Source organism: Haloechinothrix aidingensis, from assembly GCF_013450155.1.
Lineage (GTDB): Bacteria > Actinomycetota > Actinomycetes > Mycobacteriales > Pseudonocardiaceae > Haloechinothrix > Haloechinothrix aidingensis.
Map to the genome: position 1 here is coordinate 178,359 of NZ_JACCKD010000003.1, position 20,971 is coordinate 199,329.

Genomic DNA, 20,971 nt, shown 5'->3' on the forward strand with positions numbered 1-20,971 from the left:
CCTGCTGTGCGGCCGGCCTGTCGGGTGCGGTGCTCATGGTACTTCTCAGCATGCTGCATCGGCGCCGATCTCGCTCGTGGTTCGCCGATGTGTCGCCGTCCGATGGTGCGGCACATCGCACACCACGTCGCCGTCCGGGGAAGCGGTCAGGGACAGGTACGCTTTGTACCGGCCCTCACCGCGTCCGGCCGGTCGTAGGCGTGACCATCGGACCGGCGCCAGTGCCGAGTCGAGAGGGGCAGGCACGAAGTTCGGTGAGGGTTTTCGTGTGCAGTCGGGGAGAGGAGCTGGCTCTTACCGTGTCGGACGAGACCGTGACGGCGCCCGAACCCGTGGACGACGCTACCGCCAAGCCGCTGCGTACCTGGCAGCGCAGGGCATTGACGCAGTACCTGCGGAGCAGGCCACGCGACTTCCTCGCGGTGGCCACACCCGGTGCCGGTAAGACGGTGTTCGCCCTGCGGGTGGCCGCCGAGCTGCTGTCCGATCGCACTGTCGACCAGATCACGGTGGTAACGCCGACCGAGCACCTCAAGCACCAGTGGGCCGAGGCCGCGAACCTGGCCGGGATTGCGATCGACTCGAACTTCAGCAACGCGGCCGGCACGACCTCGGCGGACTATCGCGGGGTCGCGATGACCTACGCGCAGGTCGCGGCGCATCCCACCTTGCACAGGGTGCGCACCGAGCGCCGCAAGACACTGGTCGTCCTGGACGAGATCCACCACGCGGGGGACGCCAAGTCGTGGGGCGATGCCGTCCAGGAGGCGTTCACGCCCGCGACTCGCAGGCTCGCGCTGACCGGTACGCCCTTCCGCAGCGACGACTCGCCGATCCCGTTCGTGACCTATACCGAGGACCCCGACGGTAGCTGGCGCAGCGCGGCGGACTACTCCTACGGCTACTCGGACGCGCTGGCCGACGGGGTGGTGCGGCCGGTGGTGTTCCTGGCCTACTCGGGGGAGGCTTCGTGGCGTACCAGCGCCGGGGACGAGTTCACCGCGCGGCTGGGCGAGCCGCTGACCGCGGAGCAGACTGCGCGCGCCTGGCGTACCGCGCTGGACCCGGCAGGCGAGTGGATCCCCTCGGTGCTGCACTCCGCGGACGTGCGCCTGCAGCAGCTGCGCGACGGCGGAGTACCCGACGCCGGTGGCCTCGTAGTCGCCTCGGATCAGGAGTCCGCCCGCGCGTACGCCAAGATCCTGCACGGCATCACCGGTGAGCAACCCACCGTGGTGCTGTCCGACGATCCGGGGTCGAGCAAGCGGATCGGGGAGTTCGCCGACTCCACCGACCGCTGGATGGTCGCGGTGCGCATGGTGTCCGAAGGGGTGGACGTGCCGCGGCTCGCCGTCGGTGTGTACGCGACGAGCGCCTCGACGCCACTGTTCTTCGCGCAGGTGATCGGCCGGTTCGTGCGGTCCCGTCAGGAAGGCGAGACCGCGAGCGTGTTCCTGCCGAGCGTTCCCATCCTGCTCGAACTGGCCAGCGAGCTGGAGGCGCAGCGCGACCACGTGCTCGGCAAGCCGGACCGGGAGAAGGACGGGCTCGACGACGAGCTGCTCGCCGACGCCAACAAGACCAAGGACGAGCAGACCGAGGACGAGAAGCCGTTCACGTCGTTACGCGCCTCCGCGGAACTGGATCAGGTCATCTATGATGGCGACTCGTTCGGCACCGCCGCGCTGGCGCAGACCGAGGAAGAGCAGGACTACCTGGGGCTGCCCGGCCTCCTCGAACCGGATCAGGTTCGTGCCCTGCTGCGCAAGCGGCAAGAGGAGCAGCTGGAGAACCGGTCGCGGGACTCCGCGGCCCGGGACAGCCCGGCGGGCGGGTCCGAGCCCCAGGGCCCGCCGCAGCGTGCGAGTGGCAACGCCAGCGTGACCGAACGTCGTACCGCGTTACGCAAGGAACTCAACGCGCTGGTCGGGATGTACCACCACCGCACGCGCAAGCCGCACGCCGCGATCCACAACGAGTTGCGCAAGACCTGCGGTGGCCCGCCGACAGCGATGGCGACCGTCGAGCAGCTGGAGGAGCGGATCGCGACACTGCGGTCCTGGTGAGGTGATCCTGACGAGCCGAGGGGCTCCTTCAGTGCACAACAGGCACCGAAGGAGCCCCTCGGCTCGTTGGCGAGAGCGTCAGGTCAGCAGGGAGTCGTCGTCTTGCTGGATCTCGGCATCGAGTTCGGCGAGCTTGGCCTTGTGCTCGCGGGCATGGTGACCGCAGAAGAGTAGCTCTCCACCGGCCGGGAGTACTGCGCGGATCTTGGCAGCCGCACTGCACCGGTCGCAGCGGTCAGCGGCTGTGAGTTCGGGGCGGGTGAGCGTGGTCGTCATGGGAGTCTCCCTCCGTCCCGGCATCCTGGAGTGTCGATGCCTTCGATCGTGCGGCGTCCACCACGGCCACCGACGAGCCCGCTGCCCGCCGACCGTGCATGGCCGCTGCCTCTACTGTTGCAGACGATCGGCCTGGCGCAAATGTTCCCGCTCATCTGCGAGTTGTATCACGCCGTGTCGCGCCCGCAGGCAGGCAGCGCTCCCATTTCGTGGGACGAGATCATCGTTCGTGCAGGTCGGCGGGGCAGGAGGACACCGCAACGCGTGCTGCTGCAGGATGAACGCGTGCCTGAACTACGTACCCGAACGCGGCTGGCGAGCCTTCCGGCGCCCGCACTGTTCGTTCTCAGCGGAATTTCCATGTACCTCGGTGCGGCGCTGGCGGTGGGGTTGTTCGACCACGCCACTCCCTCGGGCGTGGCGTGGATGCGCTGCCTCGGTGCGGCGCTGGTCCTGCTGGCGTGGCGGCGACCGCCCAAGCGGGCCTGGCGCGGCAAGGCGCTGCTGCTTGCGGGGACGTTCGGGGTCGTCACGGCCGGCATGAACGTGGTGTTCTACGAGGCCATCGCGCGCCTGCCGCTCGGAACGGCGGTCGCGCTGGAGTTCGTGGGCCCCGTGGCCGTGGCCGCCATCGGCTCGCGGGGCAAACGTGACCTGCTCGCGTTGCTGACCGTGGCCTTCGGTGTCCTGCTCATCGCCGACGTGCAACTGGCAGGCAGCCCGCTCGGCGTGCTGTTCGCGCTGCTGGCCGCGATGGCCTGGGCGGGCTACATCCTGCTCGGCAAACGCGTCGCCCTCGCCGACACCGGCGTGTCGGGCTTCGACAGCCTGGCTGTCGGGTTCGTCGTTGCCACCGTGCTGCTGTCCCCGCTCGCGCTCGGCACCGGTCCGGTATGGGGCTCGGCGTGGCTGTTGCTGCTCGGCGTGGGCGTGGGGCTGCTGTCCACCGTGATCCCCTACACGCTTGACCAGATCGTGCTCGGCAAGGTCGGCCGCGCCCGGTTCGCGCTGCTGCTTGCGCTGCTCCCGGCGACGGCCGCGGTCGTGGGGTTCGTCGCGCTCGGGCAGGTGCCCACTACCGTCGAGATGATCGGCATCCTCGCGGTGGTGTGCGGGGTGGCTTTGCGGTCCGGGGAGGGACCCCGGCGCGGCGCGCGCTCGCCGGAAGAACCGCCGTAGCCGGACAGACACGGTGATTCGGCTTACCATCGGCAGGTATGAGCATGCTTCGCGATCGGCCGGTCGGCGATGAGGCGCCCACGACCGGGTACGCGGCCTATGACCGGGCGGTGGCGGCGCTCCGGGCGCGGTACGCCGAGGTGCCACCGGGCGTTCCCGTGCGGTTGGACAAGCCGACGTCCAACCTGTTCCGGTTCCGCTCGGGCCACTCGGGTGACTCGCTTGACGTGCGCGGCTTCGGCAGCGTCCTCGAGATCGATGCTGCGGGACGAACAGCCGAGGTCGGGGGGATGACCACCTACGAGGACCTGGTGGACGCGACACTGCCGCACGGCTTGATGCCGTCGGTCGTTCCCCAGCTGAAGACGATCACCGTGGGTGGGGCCATCGCCGGGTTGGGTATCGAGTCGACCTCGTTCCGTAACGGCCTGCCACACGAGGCGGTGCAGGAGATGGAGATCCTCACCGGTGACGGGCGTGTGGTGTGCGCGAGGCCGGACAACGAGCACAGCGCGCTCTTCCACGGGTTCCCGAACTCGTACGGAACCCTGGGATACGTGCTGCGGGTCCGGCTGGCCCTCGAACCGGTGCGCCCGGCCGTGCTGCTGCGGCACCTGCACTTCCCGGACACGCCCGGCTACGTATCGGCGATGCGCACGGCGTGCGAGGACGGGCACTACGATGGACTGCCCGTCGACTTCGTGGACGGGACCGTGTTCAGCCGCGGCGAGCACTACCTCACGCTCGGTTCGTTCACCGACGCGGCAGGCGAGCTCAGCGACTACACGGGTGCGCGGGTCTTCTACCGCTCGCTGCGCCGGAGAGCCACCGATACCCTCAGCGTGCACGACTACCTGTGGCGCTGGGACACCGACTGGTTCTGGTGCTCCCGCGCGCTCGGCGCGCAGAACCCGCTGATCCGTGCCGTGTGGCCGCGCCGTTACCTGCGATCGGACGTCTACCGCTCGATCGTCGCCTTCGACCGCAGGCACGGGCTCAGCGACCGGGTCCGGGCCGCGCGCGGCGCGCCGCCGCGCGAGCCGGTCATCCAGGACGTCGAGGTACCTGTCGACAGGGTCGCGGAGTTCCTCGACTTCTTCCATCGCGAGATCGGCATTAGTCCCATCTGGGTCTGCCCGTTGCGGCAGCGCCATCCGGTTCGGTGGACCCTGTACCCGCTCGATCCGGAGACGCTCTATGTCAACGTCGGGTTCTGGTCGACGGTCCCTGCTCCGGACGGAGCAGAGCACGGTACCGCCAACCGGAAGATCGAGCGGGCAGTGGTCGAGCTCGGTGGACACAAGTCCCTGTACTCGACGTCGTTTTTCGACGAGCCTGAGTTCTGGGAGCTGTACAACGGGTATGACTACGGGAAGCTCAAACGTGCATACGATCCCGAAGGACGGCTACCGGATCTCTACGAGAAATGCGTGCAGGAGCGTTAGGAGTACTACCGACGACCCGATCCAGCGCGACCGATCCGCGTGCGAGAGCCGTGCCGGTGGCGTGCTCGCTTGGTGAGTCGTCCGATACGCGAATAGGGCAGAGGTGACGAAGGGAGCGTTCCGATGCGTCTGGCCGATGTGTTCATGCGCATGGTGGGGGAGGGCGCCGACGTGGAGTTCCGCGCCTATGACGGTAGTCGCGCCGGACCGCGGTCGGCGTCGGTCGCGATCGAGGTACGCTCCCCGCTCGCGGTGTCGTACCTGGCTTCCGCGCCCGGTGAGCTCGGCCTCAGCCGTGCGTACATCACCGGGTGCCTCGACGTGGTCGGGGACCTGTACACGGCGTTGCTGCGGCTGCAGAACGTCGCGTTCGGGCGGCTGTCCCCGGCGTTGCGGGCTCGTGTCGCCGCGCAGCTGGCGTGGTCGCTCGCGCGGTGGCCTGCCAGGCGCCCGCAGGTCGAGGCGCGTGTGCACGGATTCAGGCACTCGCGGTCACGGGACCAGGCCGCGATCGCGCATCACTACGACGTGTCGAACCGCTTCTACGAGTGGATTCTCGGGCCGTCGATGACCTACACGTGCGCCGTCTACCCGACCGAGGACGCGAGCCTGGCAGACGCGCAGTTCGAGAAGCACGACCTGGTCGCCCGCAAGCTCGGCCTCACCCCGGGGATGCGCCTGCTGGACGTGGGGTGTGGCTGGGGCGGCATGGTGATGCACGCCGCGAAACGCTACGGAGTGCGGGCGCTCGGCGTGACGCTGTCCCGGATGCAGGCCGAGTGGGCGCAGAAACAAATCGCCGCGGAAGGTCTCGGGGATCTGGCCGAGGTGCGCCACCTCGACTACCGGGCGGTCGCCGAGGACGAGTTCGACGCCATCAGCTCGATCGGCCTGACCGAGCACGTCGGCAAGGCACAGCTCGGCAGCTACTTCGACGAGCTCTACGCCAAGCTGCGGCCGGGTGGCAGGCTGCTCAACCACTGCATCACGCGCGCCGACAACTCGCGGCCGTCCCGGGTGCGTGGCTTCTTCAACCGCTACATCTTCCCGGACGGCGAGCTGCTCAGCCCCGGGTACATCATCTCGACGATGCACGACCGCGGCTTCGAGGTGCGGCACGAGGAGAACTTCCGGGAGCACTACGCGCGCACGCTCAACGCGTGGGCGAGCAACCTCGACGCCAACTGGGACGACGCGGTAGCCGAGGTCGGTATCGAGCGCGCGCGAACCTGGCGCCTGTACCTGAACGCGTCCCGGCTGGGCTTCGAGCGCAACAACATCCAGCTGCACCAGGTGCTCGGCGTGCGGCTGGACGACGCGCGGTCCGGGATGCCGCTGCGCCCGGACTGGTAAGCGGGACAGTAAAGCGCGGCGGTGCCGGACCCGTCAGGACCGGCACCGCCGCGCTTCGACCGCGCTCAGTCCAGGTAGTCGCGCAGCACCTGCGACCGGGACGGGTGGCGGAGCTTGGACATCGTCTTGGACTCGATCTGCCTGATGCGCTCGCGCGTGACGCCGTACACCTGGCCGATCTCGTCGAGGGTGCGGGGCTGCCCGTCGGTGAGGCCGAACCGCAGGCGCACCACGCCTGCCTCGCGTTCGGACAACGTCTGCAGCACCGACTGGAGCTGGTCCTGCAGCAGCGTGAACGACACCGCGTCCACGGCGACCACGGCTTCGGAGTCCTCGATGAAGTCGCCGAGCTGGGAGTCGCCCTCGTCGCCGATGGTCTGGTCCAGCGAGATCGGTTCGCGGGCGTACTGCTGGATCTCCAGGACCTTCTCCGGGGAGATGTCCATCTCCTTGGCCAGCTCCTCCGGAGTGGGCTCGCGCCCGAGGTCCTGCAGGAGCTCCCGCTGGATGCGGCCGAGCTTGTTGATGACCTCGACCATGTGCACCGGGATACGGATGGTTCGAGCCTGGTCGGCCATCGCCCTGGTGATCGCCTGGCGGATCCACCAGGTGGCGTAGGTGGAGAACTTGTAGCCCTTGGTGTAGTCGAACTTCTCGACCGCGCGGATCAGCCCCAGGTTGCCCTCCTGGATCAGGTCGAGGAAGGCCATGCCGCGACCGGTGTAGCGCTTGGCCAGCGACACCACCAGCCTGAGGTTGGCCTCCAGGAGGTGGCTCTTGGCGCGCTCACCGTCACGCACGATCCACTTCAGGTCGCGGCGCATCTGGGTGGCGAGCTGCTCGCCGTCCTCCTCGGCCGCGCGGACCCGCTCGGCGGCGTAGAGGCCGGCCTCGATGCGCTTGGCCAGCTCCACCTCTTCGGCCGCGTTGAGCAGGGCGACCTTGCCGATCTGCTTGAGGTAGGCGCGCACCGAGTCGGCAGAGGCCGTCAGCTCGGCATCCTTGCGAGCCTGCCGGAGGGCCTCGGACTCTTCCTCGTCCCAGATGAAGTCCGGCTCGCCCTTGGCCTTGGCCGCCTGCGCCTTGGCCTCGGCGGACTCCTCGGTCTCCTCGTCCTCCTCGGTCACCGTCGCGTCGACGACATCGACCTCGACGCTGTCCAGGTCCGCGATCTCGGACGCTTCGTCCTCGATCTCGCCGAGGTCCACGTCGTCCTCGAGGACGGGCTCGTCATCGTCCTTCGCGCGGGACTTCGCGTTACCCGCCTTATCCCCGGCCGATGCCTTCTCGTCACCCGTAGTGGGCGGCTCGGCTACGTCGGTGGACTCTGCATCCGTGACATCCGACGCGGGGTCGGCGGTCTCGTCAACGCTCGAAGTCTTGGTCCCGCGTCGCGTTGCGGTCTTTGCGGCTGCCACGTACGCCCTTTCGCAGGTTCGTGATCACTTACGCCGAGACGCCTGCATCCCGGCTGCCTCAAGTTCGGGAATGACCCTCCGGCCCTCAGCTGTGGTAACTGGGAAGCGCGGACTTGTTCCATTGTAACGGCGATGTTCAGCAAGCCGGCGAAGCGATCGTGGCTTACTGCGCGTTCGTAGGCGAGGATGCTACCCCACGATCAATGCCCGGCCGGTACGCACCGACAGTGGCACAGCCGGTGGACCAGGCACGTGGCGGCGCTCCCACTGCGTTCCACTGTACGCTCTACCCCGCGCCTCAGGTCATGGCGCTGCTCATGGCGCTGCTCAAGGTGCGCCGAGCGCGGTAGTCCGGTGGGCCGCGTCGCGGGAGCAGTCGCGGGGGCAGGAGGCTGCTACCCGCCGCGTTCCTCGGCCACCGCGGTCGCCGCTCCCACGATCCCGGCGGTGTTCTGCAGCGAGGCCACCGACAGTGGCGTGCGGGCCTCGAGCAGCGGAACCCAGTCCTCGGCGTCCTGGCTCACGCCGCCGCCCAGGATGATCAGCTCCGGCCAGATCGACCGTTCCAGCACACCGAGGTAACGCGACACGCGCCCTGCCCATTCCGGGTAGCTCAGGTGAGCGGACTCGCGTACGGATGCGGCCGCGCCACGCTCGCCGATCTGGCCGTCGACCTCGATGTGCCCGAACTCCGTATTGGGTACCAGCCTGCCGTCGACGAACAGGGCGCTGCCGATCCCCGTGCCGAACGTCAGCACCAGGACGCAGCCCTTGCGCCCGCGCCGGTCGCCGAACCGCACCTCCGCGATACCAGCGGCATCGGCGTCGTTGAGCACCGTGACCTCGGCGGTGTCCTTGCCGAGGTGCTTGGCGAACAGCTCGCGCGCGTCCGTGCCGATCCACGAGTCGTCGACGTTCGGCGCGGTGTGCACCACACCATCGATCACGACCCCGGGGAAGGTGACCCCGACGGGGCCGTCCCAGTCCAGCGTTTGCACGACCTCGGTGACGACCTCGGCGACCGCCTCCGGAGTGGAGGGCTGCGGCGTCGGCATCCGTAGCTTGTCGCCGTGCAGGGCACCTGCGCCGAGGTCGACGAGTGCCCCCTTGACACCACTGCCACCGATGTCGATTCCGAATGTGAGTTCGGTCATGCGGTATGTCCCTTCGACGTGCGTTCGCCCGCGGTGGTGGATGTAGGCCACTCTAGAGCCCGCGAGCGTGGCCGCCGCCACAGCCACGGGTGGTTGTCCGGGCTGAGGGCACGTGGGCGCGAGCCCGCGCCGCTGTGATCCCATGACGAGGTGACCACCGACTACCCGGCGCTGACCGAAGTGGCAGCGCGTGTCGCGTCCGAGGCGGCTGAGCTCGTGCGAGCGGCGCGCCTGGACATGACGGCCGGACGGACGGTGGACGTGGCCACCAAGTCCAGCCAGACCGACCTGGTGACCGCTGTCGACCGCGAGTCGGAGGCCTGCATCCGCGACCGGCTCGCGCGGTTGCGCCCGGGCGAGCCGATGCTCGGCGAGGAGGACACCGGCACCGGCGTGCGGGAAGCAGACGCGGCAGCCGGCTCCGAGGACGGTGTGACCTGGGTGGTCGACCCCATCGACGGGACGGTCAACTTTCTCTACGGCTACCCGGCGTTCGCGGTGTCCGTGGCCGCGCGGGTCGGTGGCGAGTCGGTGGCCGGGGCCGTGGTCGAACCCGTCAGCGGGCGGTGCTGGACGGCGGGCAAGGGTCACGGTGCGTGGTTGGGCGACACTCCGCTGCGCGTGTCCGATCCGAAGCGGATCGAGCTCACGCTGCTGGCGACGGGCTTCGCCTACGATGCGCGGCGACGTGCCCGGCAGGGCGAACTGGCTGGCGCCGTGCTGGGCAGCGTGCGGGACATCAGGCGTTCCGGATCGGCGGCGCTCGACCTGTGCGCGGTGGCCGCTGGCTGGGTCGATGCCTACTACGAGCACGGGCTCTCCCCGTGGGACTGGGCTGCCGGCGCGCTGATCGCCAGGGAGGCGGGCGCACTCGTCAGCCCGCCGGGCGCGGACACCGCGCTCGGTGCCGACGCCACCCTCGCCGCATCCCCCTCGATCGCTGATGGGCTGCGGGAGCTGCTCGTCTCCTGCGGGGCCGGGCGGGTATGAGCGCCGCAGGAGCCGTCAAGGGTGGCGTCAGCAGCTGGCCGAGCGTGCTTCGCTGAGCAGCTCCTCGTCGATGTCCGGCTCGGCCTGGCCGGCGGACAGCTCGTTGTCGCCGGTGCCCGCCTGGCGAGCCGAGAACTCCGCGAGCTGTTCGAGGGCCGTGTGTGCCTCCGGGCGCGCGAGGATGTTGCCGAAACCGGATCCGATGACGAAGTCCACGCTCGCGTCCTCGCGGCCGTCGCGCACCAGCTCGAAGCACGGTACGAGCAGGCTCAGCGTGCGAGCCGCCCGCTCGCCGTTACCGCCGTAACGCAGCTGACCACGGCAGTTGGCGGACTCGTCCGCGTAGATCGCATCGTTGGCGGGCTGTCCTGCCTCGGTGAATCCCATCTTGCGCAGGGTGTCGGTCGTGAGCATGGCCTGCCCTCGCACGCTGCCCGCGTTGAGGACCTGCACCGAGATCTTGTCCGGTGGTAGCGGCGTGACGTGGTCGAGGGCGTCGTGACCGACGGACTCGAGCTCCTCGTCGGAGAGCTCGGAAGCGCGTGGCTCGCACCGGACGGCCTGGTCGATGTTGGCGTCGCCGGTCAGTACCGAGATCCAGATGTAGCCGGAGACCAGCCCGAGCAGCGTGAACACGACCAGCGCCGGTACCGGGCGGTACCGGCGGTACGGGCGTGCTCGCCGAACTCTGAACATGCTCCCCGACGCCACCTCACTGAGTCCCTTCCGGTTGGCCCCGCAGGCGCTGGTGATCCGCGGGCTCCCGAATCATAGGTCGTTGCCGATGAGTCCCGGTGTTACAGGGATCGGCCCTAAACGTCCCAAAATCCCCCAGAAGGTGGACTTGGTCCAGGCCGGTCACGAGCCCCTGCTGGGTCGCTGGCGGGGATCCCTGCTGGGGACCTTCGTTCTTGATAGCACCATGGTCGAGCTGAACAGGGCAAGGACACGCGATCGAGGCGTTACCTGCCCGCCATCTCGGGGTATACCCCGTCAGGGTTAAAAGTAGGGTGATCTGTATTGCACTACCGGGCGCGTCGTTGTCTTCGCGGGCTGCGGATGAGCTACGCTCTCCGCGCTCCGGGCGCTGATCGAGATCGATTCCGAGTGTGGCGCGGGCAATTTCATGGCGTTTCCGGGCACAAACTGGGGGGCTGGATCGTTGTCCAGCGACACAGGCACATATACATGTGCGCGTGCGGCTGAGTCGAGCGCGCACGCGAGCTGAGTACGTGTGGATGTGCGGCTTCGCCGGGCATCCACCTGACCGAGAACACGATGTCGAGCGCAGGGGTGAAGGACATGGCGACCGACTACGACGCACCGCGCCGTAGCGAGGCCGAAGAGATGGCGGAGGACTCGCTCGAGGAGCTGAAGGCGCGTCGCAACGAGACTCAGTCGGGTGTGGTGGACGTCGACGACGACGCCACGGCTTCGGACAACTTCGAGCTTCCCGGTGCGGACCTCTCCGGCCTTTCCGGCGAGGACCTCACGGTGAAGGTGGTTCCGAAACAGTCCGACGAGTTCACTTGTTCGGTGTGCTTCCTGGTGCATCACAGGACCCGTCTGGCCGAAGACGCGGGCGGACGCAACATCTGCCAGGACTGTGCCTGACAGTGCGGCACGGCACGCCGTGCGCACGCGTCGCGCGGCGTGCGGCGACGGTGGCGTCGAGTGCACAGCCGGTGGCCCGTCGCGGTACCGGCACCGGACGTCAGGCAGGCCCCGGGTGCAGGGGTTCGTCGGCGTGCGTGCCGGGCTGCGTGGCCGCGCGGAGCAGCTCGGCGAGCCGTCCGGGCCTGCGTGTGCTGAACAGCCAGTACGGGGTGGGATCGTCCGGATCATCCAGGTGCACGCGAAGTACCGGGCCGACCCATCCGCGGTGGACGATGTGTGCCGCCGGGTCGAGTTCGGGGCCGAGCGCCTTTCGCTTGTGGGCGCGATCGATGACGTCCACGCCGGAGATGTAGCGCACCGGCAACGTCGCGCCGGCGACCTGGAGGACGGCACCTGACTCCGTCGGCCGGACGGCGACCTTGGTGCGGCTGAGCAGGACGAGCCCCGCGGTCACGATGCCGAGGACGAGTACGTACGGAAGCCAGGCGCGCAGTCCCGGGTAACCGAGATGGATCGTCACCGCAAGCGAGGTACCGAGCACGAGGGGAACCGGCCAGGCCCACCACGCGAGGTAGAGGCGTTCCTGGTAACGCGGCGACCCGCGGTCGCCATGCCCCGTTCCGCCAGCTGCTGTGCTCTCGTCCATGTCCCAAGGGTAGCCTGATCGGCCGTGTCCACTGTTCAGGTAGCGCTGACTCGAATCGACCCCGGTATGCCCGTCCCGCACTACGCCCAGCCGGGCGATGCGGGGGCTGATCTCGCGACGACGACCGATGCGGTGCTCGCGCCCGGTCAGCGGGAGGTGCTCGGTACCGGCATCGCGATCGCGTTGCCGGTCGGCTACGCGGCTTTCGTGCACCCGCGTTCGGGCCTCGCGGCTCGGGCGGGTCTGTCGATCGTCAACAGCCCGGGCACGATCGACGCGGGCTACCGCGGTGAGATCAAGGTTTGCCTGATCAACCACGATCCCGTCGAACCGATCGTGCTCAACCGCGGTGACCGTATCGCGCAGCTGATCGTGCAGCGGGTGGAGCAGGCGCGGTTCGTCGAGGTCGAGACGTTGGAGCACTCGGCTCGGGGAACCGCGGGCTACGGTTCGACCGGCGGATGGCAGGCGGGGCGCGATGCATGATCCGGCCACGCGGTACGAGACACTGGTGGGTGGACGAGACGGTGCGGCGCGCGAGTAACGGAGACGTGAGCTAGTGGGGATTTTCGGACGCAGGAGTCGTGGCGCGAAGTCCCGCGGAGGGCGACATGCCTTGCCCGCGGACCAGGACGTCGCCGCTGGCGCGGACGTCGAGCCGGATGCCGGGCAGGGGTACCGTGACGAGCCGGAGGACGCCCCGCGCGAGGGGCCGTTCGACGTGGACGAGGCTCCGGAGGACGAGATTCCCCGGATGGATCTCGGGTCCGTGCGGGTTCCGGTCCCGGACGGCGCCCAGATCCAGGTCGAGATGGACCAGTCCAGCGGCAAGGTACGGGCCGTGCACGTGGTGACGCCGCACGGGCAGGTGACGATCAGTGCCTATGCCGCTCCTCGTACCGATGCCCTGTGGCCCGACGTCAGCGAGGAACTGGGCCAGCAGCTACGCACCGACGGCGCCACGGTGGTGCGCTCCACCGGCCCGTGGGGGCCCGAGCTGGCTGTGCAGATGGGCAAGAACTCGTTGCACTTCGTCGGCGTGGACGGGCCGCGTTGGATGCTGCGCGGCGTGATCGCCGGGTCCGGACAGCTCGCCGAGCGGGCACCGGAGACGCTGCGCAAACTCATGCGGGACACGATCGTCGTGCGTGGTGAGGGTCCCATGCCCGTCCGCAACCCGCTGCCCATCAAACTGCCGGAGAAGGTGGCCCAGCACATCGCGGAGCGCCGAGGGCAGCAAGGCGGCTGAGCGCGCCGCGCGGTACGTCGTTCACCGTCGCGAGACGGCCCGCAGGAGTGCCAGCAGCGCCGCCCGTCCGAGCGGGTCCCGCCCGTGTTCCAGCGCGTCGAGCGTGCTGCGCCGTACGTCGGCGGCGGGTAGCGCGCGTGCCCAGTCCTCGGCGACGCTCGTGGGATGCACGGCGTCGTCGGTGCAGGTCGCTATCCCCGCCGGCACGTCGAGCGCGCGCAGTTCGGCGAGTTCCGGCGCCGGGTGCCTGGCTGCCGCGTCCAGACCGTCGGCCAGGTCGGCGCCGTGCCTGCGCCACGTACGGTGCAGCTCGCGTGCCAGCCACGGCCGGACATCGCGTGTCGCCTGCGTCAGTGCGCTGTCCAGGCCGTCCTCCCTGACCCAGCGGGCCGACAGGTGCGCGGCACGGGCCGCGGGCGCGCCGTCCGGCTCTCCCGACCAGGCCGGTAGCGCGATCAGCAGCCCGGCACACCGTCGCGGGTTGCGCAGCGACCATGCGGCGGCGATATGGGCTCCGAAGGAGACGCCGCCGACGACCAGGGGAGCCGACGACCGTTCCGCGGCGCGGTCCAGCGCGGCGAAGGCGTTCTCGACGATACCGGCACCCGGTGTGGGGAACGGGGCGAGCAACCGGATGCCCATCAGGCGCAGCGGCCGCTCGAAGGCGGCGCGGACGAACGCATCGTCCGAGCCGGTACCGGGCAGCAGGACCGCTGTGCTCGACGGCAGGGTGAGCTCGATGGTGATGAGATGCTCCTGGACGGGCCGGGGTGAACGTGTACGCGGGCCGTGCGCGCACGAACTCTAGCGGACCGACGAGTCAGTGCGGGACTGCCGTGGCCGCGACAGATACTCTGGGGAGACGCGACGAGAACGTTCGTCACCGGGCGGTGGCCGGGTCGTCCGCACGGGCGGTGCGCGGTGACCGCACACGCGGTGACGAGGCGCGACGACGCTGTCGCGGCCCATGCCAGCCGGATCCGACCTGCGCGGACGAGCACAGGTCCAGACGAGTACAGGGTGATCGTGGTCGAACCAACCGAACGAGCACGCGACGAGTCCGAAGGTGAACTGCCCAGGGAACCGGATGAGCACCGGAGCGGTACCGGGCGCGCACTGAACGAGCAGACCCTTCTCGAGCAGCTCGGCGGCGTGTACGGGATGCTGTTCTCGGCCGTGCCGATCGTGGTGTTCGTGGTCGCCAACTCCGCGTTCGGGCTGATCCCGGCGATCTGGAGCGCTGTCGGGTCGGCCGCCGTGATCGGGGTGGCCCGCGCGATCCGGAAGGAAACCCTGCAGCCGGCTGTCGCCGGGCTGTTCGGTACCGGCATCGCTGCCTTCATCGCCTACCGTACGGGCGAGGCCAGGGGTTTCTTCCTGTACGGCATCTGGATGAGCCTGCTGTACTGCGGGATCTTCGTGGTCTCGGTCGCGGTTCGGTGGCCGCTTGTCGGCGTGATCTGGAACTTCCTCAACGGCACGGGGCGGGCCTGGCGCAGGGACAAGCCCTCGCTGCACGCCTACGACATCGCCACTCTGTCGTTCGCCGTGGTCTTCGCCGCGCGGTTCGTGGTGCAGAACTGGCTGTACCTCGAGGACGAGACGGGCATGCTCGCGGTGGCACGTATCGCGATGGGCTTCCCGCTGTTCGCCCTGGCGCTGCTGGTGACCATCTGGGCCATCCGGCGTTCGACCAAGCGCCTGCGGGTGATCGAGGCCGAGACCGAGGCCGAGGAGACCGACGCCGAGATCGAGCAGCGCCTCCGCGAGAAGTACAGCGGCCCGGACTAGCGCCGGGACGGGGCCGACACGATCGCTTCGCCTATCGCGGGTACCGCGTATGGCGAGCCGAAGGACTCCTTGGGTACCACATACGTACCGGAGGGCCCCTTCGGCTCGCACCGCACGCGGGGTGGCGGCGATACGCGGCGCCCACCCTCTCCTGGCGCCGCATCGTCGTGGGGCAGGCGCTACTTGCCGTCGGGGTTCTTCACCATCTGCCGGATCGTGTCCTCGGCCTCGTCGTTGGCCAGGAAGAGCAGTTCGTCGCCGTGGCTGAACGTCTCGTCGCCGCGCGGTGTGATCACGGTGTCGCCGCGCAGCACGGCCACGAGGGCGGTGTTGGACGGTAACGGCAGCTCGCCCGCCGAACGGCCGGCGAGGGCGCTTCCGGGCGGCAGGGTGATCTCGACGAGGTTGGCCTGGCCGCGGCGGAACGTCATCAGCCGTACGAGGTCCTCCACGCCGACAGCCTCCTCCACCATGGCCGCGAGCATGCGCGGGGTGGACACCGCGACGTCGACGCCCCAGCTGTCGTCGAACAGCCACTCGTTGTCCGGGTCGTTGACCCTGGCCACCACCCGGCGGACGGAGAACTCGGTCTTGGCGAGCAGCGAGATGACCAGGTTGACCTTGTCGTCGCCGGTCGCCGCGATGACCACGTCGCAGCCGAGGAGGCCGGACTCCTCCAGCGTGGCGACCTCACAGGCGTCGCCGAGTACCCAGTCGGCCTCCTCCACGCTCTCCGGGGCGAAGTTCTTCGGGCTCCGTTCCAGCAGCATGACGTGGTGCCTGACCTCCACGAGCTCCTTGGCGATCGACCGCCCGACGGCACCTGCCCCGGCGATGACCACGTACATCAGCGCACCTCCCCGCGCGAGCCTGCGTTCGGCCCCTGCTCGATGACCTTCGACACCGTGTGCGAGCGCTCGGAAACCGTGACGACGTATACCGAGTCGCCCTCGAGTAGCCGCTCGTCGTGGCCGGGCAGCACCGGCGCGGTGGAGCGGTGCAGGAACGCCACCCGGGCGCCGCTGGCCTCCTGCAGCTGGCCGACCGTGTGGCCCGCCCACGCGTCGTGCGGCCGCACCTGCAGCAGGGACACCTGGCCGGACGGGTCGCGCCAGGCGGGCGCCGCGCCGTCCGCGAGGAGCGTGTGCAGGAATCGATCCGTCGTCCAGGGCACGGTCGCCACCGTCGGTATGCCCAGCCGCTCGTACACGGCGGCTCGCTTCTGGTCGTAGATGCGGGCCACCACGTGCGCCACGTGGAACGTCTCCCGGGCCACCCGCGCCGAGATGATGTTGGAGTTGTCCCCGCTCGAGACGGCCGCGAACGCCCCGGCCTCGCCGATGCCCGCCTCCCGCAACGTCTCCTTGCTGAAGCCGTTGCCGAGGATCTGGTCGCCGTGAAAGTCCGTGCTCAGCCTGCGGAACGCGTCGAGGTCCTTGTCGATGACGGAGACGCTGTGCTCGAGCCGTTCGAGAGCGTTCGCCAGCGACGCGCCGACCCGTCCGCATCCCATGATGACCACGTGCACGCCGATGCCTCCTGTCGTGGTGGTGCCGCTCACGTTCAGGCTACTGTTCGGTCCCGGTGCCCCGCGTGCTGGATACCGTGCGGCTGGTGCGGGAGTCGGCCCTCCCGCGATCGCACAGTTGCCTGCCGTGCACGCTACGGGCGTCGCTACGCGCATGCGGGCCCGGTCGGACGGCGGAGAGGGAGTGAACGGTTGAGCGGCGACTGGACGGGGCAGCGTCTCGAGCTCGAGGTGGATGCCGTGGCGCACGGCGGCCACTGCGTGGGGCGGTACGAGGGGCGGGTCGTGTTCGTACGGCACGCGCTTCCGGGTGAGCTGGTCATCGCGGAGGTCACCGAGGACCGCGGGGGGTCGTTCTGCCGTGCCGAGGCTGTCGAGGTGCTGCGTGCGGCGCCGGGACGCGTGCAGCCGCCCTGCCCGCTGGCTGTCCCCGCCGGGTGCGGTGGGTGTGACTGGCAGCACGCGGACGCGCCGACGCAACGGCGCCTCAAGGCCGATGTGGTGCGCGAGCAGCTCAGCAGGCTCGCCGGGATCGACCGCGCGGTCGAGGTCGAGGAGCTGCCTGGCGGGACACTCGGGTGGCGCAGCAGGCTGCGGCTGGTTGCGGGCTCCGATGGCGGGCTCGGTTTCCGCGCATACCGCAGCCACCGGGTGGTGCCGGTCGAGGAACACGGCTGCCGGATCGCCGTGCCCGGATCCGTGGACGAGGTGCTCGGACGGAGCTGGCGACCGGGCACCGAGGTCGCGGTGACCAGGGACTCCACGGGCGAGACGCACATCAGCGCGAGCGAGGGGCCCGGTGGGCGTGCGCGGCCTCAGCAGCTACGCGGCGGCACCGCACACGAGCGTGCCGCCGGCCGCGAGTGGCGCGTCGACGCGCACGGGTTCTGGCAGGTCCACCCCCATGCCGCCGGGACGCTCGCCGCTGTGGTCGGGGAGTGGGCCGGGGCATCGGCGGGTGCGCACACCTGGGACCTCTACGCCGGTGTCGGGCTGTTCGCCGCGGTACTCGCCGAGCAGGTCGGCCACTCGGGCAGCGTGCTCGCGGTGGAGAGCGCGCGCGGCGCGGTGGAGTCCGGGCGGCGCAACCTGGCCGACCTGCCGCAGGTGCGCTGGAAACGCGGCGCCGTACACCGGGTCGTCGCCGCACGCCCCGCACGCGCGCCCGAGGTGGTCGTGCTCGACCCGCCACGTAAGGGCGCGGGCACCCGCGTGGTGCGGTCGATCGCCGGAGCCGGGGCACGCCGGGTGGTCTACGTCTCCTGCGATCCCGCCGCGCTGGCACGCGACCTCGCCACCTTCGCCGGTGCCGGTTACCGCCTGCGTGAGCTCCGCGCGTTCGACGCGTTCCCCATGACGCATCATGTGGAGTGTGTCGCGCTGCTGACGACCGAGCAGGCCGCGATGGACAGGGACGGCAGCACTTCCCACTAGACTGGGGGATGTTCGTCGTTCGGTTGGGTCGAACACGGCTCCCGCTCAGCCGTGCCCGACCGGACTTCTGACACAAGCCTTCCGGGGCGGGGCGAGATCGGTGATCGAAGCGAGGTGGAGCCGTGGCGTTGCTGAGTACGGTGCAAGGGCCGGACGACGTGAAGCGGATGAACCGGCACGAGCTGGTGGCGCTCGCGGCCGAGATCCGTGCCTTTCTCGTGGAGAAGGTACGCAAGACAGGCGGTCACCTCGGCCCCAACCTCGGCGTGGTCGAGCTGACGTTGGCACTGCACCGGGTGTTCGACTCCCCGCGGGATGCCGTCGTCTTCGATGTGGGGCACCAGAGTTACGTGCACAAGCTCGTCACCGGAAGGCAGGACGGCTTCGACGGTCTCAGACAGCGGGGCGGCATCGCGGGCTACCCGGCTCGCGAGGAGAGCGAGCACGACCTCGTGGAGAACAGCCACGCGTCGACCGCGCTGTCCTACGCGGACGGGCTGTCGAAGGCGTTCGAGCTCACCGGTGGCGGGCGTAGCGTCGTCGCCGTCGTCGGGGACGGGGCGTTGACCGGCGGTATGTCCTGGGAAGCGCTGAACAACATCGCCGCGTCCCACCGGCCGCTGGTGATCGTCGTCAACGACAACGGGCGCTCGTACCTGCCGACCATCGGAGGCATCGCCGAGCGGCTGGCCGCGCTGCGGCTACGCCCCGGTTACGAGATCGTCCTGGAGAGCGGCAAGGAGCTGTTGCAGCGCACACCGGTGGTGGGTAAGCCGCTGTACGCCTTCGCGCACGCGGCCAAGGCCGGCCTGAAGGACGCGCTGAGCCCGCAGGCGCTGTTCTCCGACCTGGGGTTGAAGTACATCGGCCCGGTGGACGGCCACGACCTCGCGGCGATGGAAACGGCGATGGCCAAGGCCAAGGCGTTCGGGGGCCCGGTCGTCGTGCACGCGGTCACGCAGAAGGGCTACGGGTACCCGCCCGCGGTGAATGACGAGACGGACCAGATGCATCAGACGGATGCGATCGACCCGAACACCGGAGCGCCTCCCGCCAAGGGCACGAGCTGGACATCGGTGTTCGGTGACGCCCTCGTCGAGATCGCCGACGAGCGTCCGGACGTCGTGGGTATCACCGCGGCCATGCTGCACTCGACCGGGCTGCACAAGATGTCCGCGCGGTACCCGGAGCGTGTCTTCGACGTGGGAATCGCCGAACAACATGCGGTGACCTCAGCCAGCGGCCTCGCCATGGGAGGAATGCACCCGGTGGTGGCGGTGTACTCCACGTTCCTCAACCGGGCGTTCGACCAGATGCTGCTCGATGTCGGGCTGCACCACCAGCCGGTGACGTTCGTGCTGGACAGGGCGGGGATCACCGGCCCGGACGGGCCGAGCCACCACGGGATGTGGGACCTGTCGTTGCTGGGCACGGTGCCCGGTATGGCGGTCGCCGCGCCGCGTGACGCGGTAACCCTGCGCGAGGAGCTGCGCGAGGCCGTCGCCGTGTCGGACGGCCCGACCGCGCTGCGCTACTGCAAGGGCAGCGTCTCCGCCGAGGTGCCTGCGTCCCGCCGAGCCGGTACGGCCGACGTGCTGCGCGAGCCCGAGGGCGCAGGCCCCGGCGACGTGTTGCTGGTGACGGTCGGGGCGTTCGCCGAGCTGGGTCTCGCGGCGGCGGACAAGCTCTCCGCGCAGGGCATCGGGGTCACGGTCGTGGACCCGAGATGGATCCTGCCGGTCTCCGGCGATGTCGTGGACCTGGCCCGCGCGCATCGACTCGTCGTGACCGTGGAGGACAGCGGCAGGCACGGTGGGTTCGGGTCCGCGCTGGCCGGCGCGCTGCGGGATGCGGAATGCGATGTGCCGGTCCGCGACCTCGGGATACCGCAGGAGTACCACGAGCACGCGTCGCGGTCCGAGCTGTTGGCGTCGTTCGGTCTCACCGCGCAGCACGTCGCGCGCCGGGTCACCGAATGGGTGGTCGACCGGTTCGGCTCGCGGGAGAGTGCGGTGGATGCCGAGCTCGACGACTCACCTTCCTCTCAGGACAGCTCACCTCCCTCTCAGGAAGGTATGGCACGCTGGTGACGTGCGAGTTCTGGTAGTCGAAGACGAGGAGCCACTGGCGGAGGCCGTGGCTCGGGGACTGCGTCGCGAGGGGATGGCTGTCGACGTCGCGTTCAACGGCGATGACGCGCACGAGAAGGCGACGATCACCCGCTACGACGTCGTGGTGCTGGATCGCGACCTGCCCGGTATGTCCGGTGACACGCTCTGTGAGGAGATCGTCGGCTCCGGCGAGCTGACCAGGATCCTGATGCTCACGGCGAGCGGCACGGTCGAGGACCGCGTGGACGGGCTGTCCCTCGGGGCGGACGACTACCTGGCGAAACCGTTCGCCTTCGCCGAGCTGATCGCCCGGGTGCGGGCGCTGGCTCGCCGGTCCACCCCGGCGACGCCACCCGTGCTGCAGGCGGGGGACGTGCGCCTCGACCCGGCGAGGCGCACCGTCGTACGCGACAGCGGCCCCATCGAGTTGACCCGCAAGGAGTTCGGCGTCCTCGAGGTGCTGCTTTCGGCGGCGGGATCGGTTGTCAGCAGCGAGGAACTACTCGAACGCGTCTGGGATGAGCATGCCGATCCGTTCACGACCACGGTTCGCGTGACGGTGATGACGCTGCGGAAGAAGCTGGGTGAGCCCGGCATCATCGAGACCGTCGTGGGATCCGGGTACCGCGTTCCGGAAGCGGACCAGGACGTTACTGTCACAGGGAACTGACTCATCCGGCGCCGATGTGGGACGCACAGTGACCAGAGGGCGCA

Annotated in this window: 20 protein-coding genes; 12 read left to right on the forward strand and 8 right to left on the reverse strand. The window is 69.6% G+C overall.

Annotated features, from left to right (window positions below; genetic code table 11):
• Positions 1-299: 299 nt before the first annotated feature.
• Positions 300-2,066 carry a DEAD/DEAH box helicase gene (locus tag H0B56_RS09200; RefSeq protein ID WP_343063820.1) on the forward strand — a complete coding sequence of 589 codons (1,767 nt, stop codon included), beginning with the start codon at positions 300-302 and terminating at the stop codon, positions 2,064-2,066.
• A 78-nt stretch (positions 2,067-2,144) separates the two neighbouring features.
• On the opposite strand, the gene H0B56_RS09205 is transcribed toward H0B56_RS09200, so the two are convergent.
• The gene (locus H0B56_RS09205) at positions 2,145-2,342 is read right to left on the reverse strand and encodes a DUF7455 domain-containing protein (RefSeq protein ID WP_089301347.1); all 198 of its coding nucleotides are present in this window, start codon (positions 2,340-2,342) and stop codon (positions 2,145-2,147) included.
• A 360-nt stretch (positions 2,343-2,702) separates the two neighbouring features.
• Between H0B56_RS09205 and H0B56_RS09210 the strand changes: the two genes are divergently transcribed.
• The 3 genes from H0B56_RS09210 to H0B56_RS09220 all read left to right on the forward strand — a co-directional run bounded on the left by H0B56_RS09210 (position 2,703) and on the right by H0B56_RS09220 (position 6,319).
• The gene (locus tag H0B56_RS09210; protein WP_180892933.1) at positions 2,703-3,521 is read left to right on the forward strand and encodes an EamA family transporter; all 819 of its coding nucleotides are present in this window, start codon (positions 2,703-2,705) and stop codon (positions 3,519-3,521) included.
• A 38-nt stretch (positions 3,522-3,559) separates the two neighbouring features.
• Positions 3,560-4,966, forward strand: coding sequence for an FAD-binding oxidoreductase (locus H0B56_RS09215; protein WP_425484515.1), 1,407 nt, complete (start codon positions 3,560-3,562; stop codon positions 4,964-4,966).
• 123 nt (positions 4,967-5,089) lie between these two features.
• The gene (locus H0B56_RS09220) at positions 5,090-6,319 is read left to right on the forward strand and encodes an SAM-dependent methyltransferase (RefSeq protein WP_180892568.1); all 1,230 of its coding nucleotides are present in this window, start codon (positions 5,090-5,092) and stop codon (positions 6,317-6,319) included.
• A gap of 65 nt (positions 6,320-6,384) precedes the next feature.
• On the opposite strand, the gene H0B56_RS09225 is transcribed toward H0B56_RS09220, so the two are convergent.
• Both H0B56_RS09225 and ppgK read right to left on the reverse strand, forming a co-directional pair.
• Positions 6,385-7,737 carry an RNA polymerase sigma factor gene (locus H0B56_RS09225; protein WP_180892569.1) on the reverse strand — a complete coding sequence of 451 codons (1,353 nt, stop codon included), beginning with the start codon at positions 7,735-7,737 and terminating at the stop codon, positions 6,385-6,387.
• Positions 7,738-8,132: 395 nt separating this feature from the next.
• Positions 8,133-8,891: a polyphosphate--glucose phosphotransferase gene (gene ppgK / locus H0B56_RS09230; RefSeq protein ID WP_180892570.1), complete on the reverse strand. Its 759-nt coding sequence runs from the start codon at positions 8,889-8,891 to the stop codon at positions 8,133-8,135.
• Between the two features lie 150 nt (positions 8,892-9,041).
• On the opposite strand from ppgK, the gene H0B56_RS09235 reads away from it, so the two are divergent.
• Positions 9,042-9,881: an inositol monophosphatase family protein gene (locus tag H0B56_RS09235; RefSeq protein WP_343063821.1), complete on the forward strand. Its 840-nt coding sequence runs from the start codon at positions 9,042-9,044 to the stop codon at positions 9,879-9,881.
• A gap of 27 nt (positions 9,882-9,908) precedes the next feature.
• Here the strand turns inward: H0B56_RS09235 and cei are convergent, their stop codons facing one another.
• Complete coding sequence (cei, locus tag H0B56_RS09240; protein ID WP_180892571.1) at positions 9,909-10,577, reverse strand: envelope integrity protein Cei; 669 nt, start codon at positions 10,575-10,577, stop codon at positions 9,909-9,911.
• A 606-nt stretch (positions 10,578-11,183) separates the two neighbouring features.
• On the opposite strand from cei, the gene H0B56_RS09245 reads away from it, so the two are divergent.
• Positions 11,184-11,495: a DUF4193 domain-containing protein gene (locus tag H0B56_RS09245; RefSeq protein WP_180892572.1), complete on the forward strand. Its 312-nt coding sequence runs from the start codon at positions 11,184-11,186 to the stop codon at positions 11,493-11,495.
• A gap of 100 nt (positions 11,496-11,595) precedes the next feature.
• Here the strand turns inward: H0B56_RS09245 and H0B56_RS09250 are convergent, their stop codons facing one another.
• Complete coding sequence (locus H0B56_RS09250) at positions 11,596-12,144, reverse strand: DUF3093 domain-containing protein (RefSeq protein WP_180892573.1); 549 nt, start codon at positions 12,142-12,144, stop codon at positions 11,596-11,598.
• 24 nt (positions 12,145-12,168) lie between these two features.
• Between H0B56_RS09250 and dut the strand changes: the two genes are divergently transcribed.
• The gene (gene dut / locus H0B56_RS09255; RefSeq protein WP_180892574.1) at positions 12,169-12,630 is read left to right on the forward strand and encodes a dUTP diphosphatase; all 462 of its coding nucleotides are present in this window, start codon (positions 12,169-12,171) and stop codon (positions 12,628-12,630) included.
• 73 nt (positions 12,631-12,703) lie between these two features.
• Complete coding sequence (locus H0B56_RS09260) at positions 12,704-13,393, forward strand: DUF3710 domain-containing protein (protein WP_180892575.1); 690 nt, start codon at positions 12,704-12,706, stop codon at positions 13,391-13,393.
• A gap of 21 nt (positions 13,394-13,414) precedes the next feature.
• On the opposite strand, the gene H0B56_RS09265 is transcribed toward H0B56_RS09260, so the two are convergent.
• Positions 13,415-14,035 (reverse strand): serine aminopeptidase domain-containing protein, encoded by a 621-nt coding sequence (locus tag H0B56_RS09265; RefSeq protein ID WP_246361014.1) that lies wholly within the window; start codon positions 14,033-14,035, stop codon positions 13,415-13,417.
• A gap of 429 nt (positions 14,036-14,464) precedes the next feature.
• On the opposite strand from H0B56_RS09265, the gene H0B56_RS09270 reads away from it, so the two are divergent.
• Entirely contained in the window at positions 14,465-15,184 is a 720-nt protein-coding gene (locus H0B56_RS09270; RefSeq protein ID WP_246361054.1) for a DUF3159 domain-containing protein, read from the forward strand.
• Between the two features lie 179 nt (positions 15,185-15,363).
• Here the strand turns inward: H0B56_RS09270 and H0B56_RS09275 are convergent, their stop codons facing one another.
• Positions 15,364-16,032 (reverse strand): potassium channel family protein, encoded by a 669-nt coding sequence (locus H0B56_RS09275; RefSeq protein WP_180892576.1) that lies wholly within the window; start codon positions 16,030-16,032, stop codon positions 15,364-15,366.
• Entirely contained in the window at positions 16,032-16,712 is a 681-nt protein-coding gene (locus H0B56_RS09280) for an NAD-binding protein (protein WP_180892938.1), read from the reverse strand. The genes H0B56_RS09275 and H0B56_RS09280 overlap by 1 nt, the downstream gene beginning before the upstream one ends.
• A gap of 192 nt (positions 16,713-16,904) precedes the next feature.
• On the opposite strand from H0B56_RS09280, the gene H0B56_RS09285 reads away from it, so the two are divergent.
• The 3 genes from H0B56_RS09285 (at position 16,905) to H0B56_RS09295 (ending at position 20,927) form a co-directional block, all read left to right on the forward strand.
• Entirely contained in the window at positions 16,905-18,146 is a 1,242-nt protein-coding gene (locus H0B56_RS09285; protein WP_180892577.1) for a class I SAM-dependent RNA methyltransferase, read from the forward strand.
• A gap of 122 nt (positions 18,147-18,268) precedes the next feature.
• Entirely contained in the window at positions 18,269-20,236 is a 1,968-nt protein-coding gene (gene dxs, locus H0B56_RS09290; RefSeq protein ID WP_180892578.1) for a 1-deoxy-D-xylulose-5-phosphate synthase, read from the forward strand.
• A gap of 1 nt (position 20,237) precedes the next feature.
• Complete coding sequence (locus H0B56_RS09295; RefSeq protein ID WP_180892579.1) at positions 20,238-20,927, forward strand: response regulator; 690 nt, start codon at positions 20,238-20,240, stop codon at positions 20,925-20,927.
• Positions 20,928-20,971: the final 44 nt, after the last annotated feature.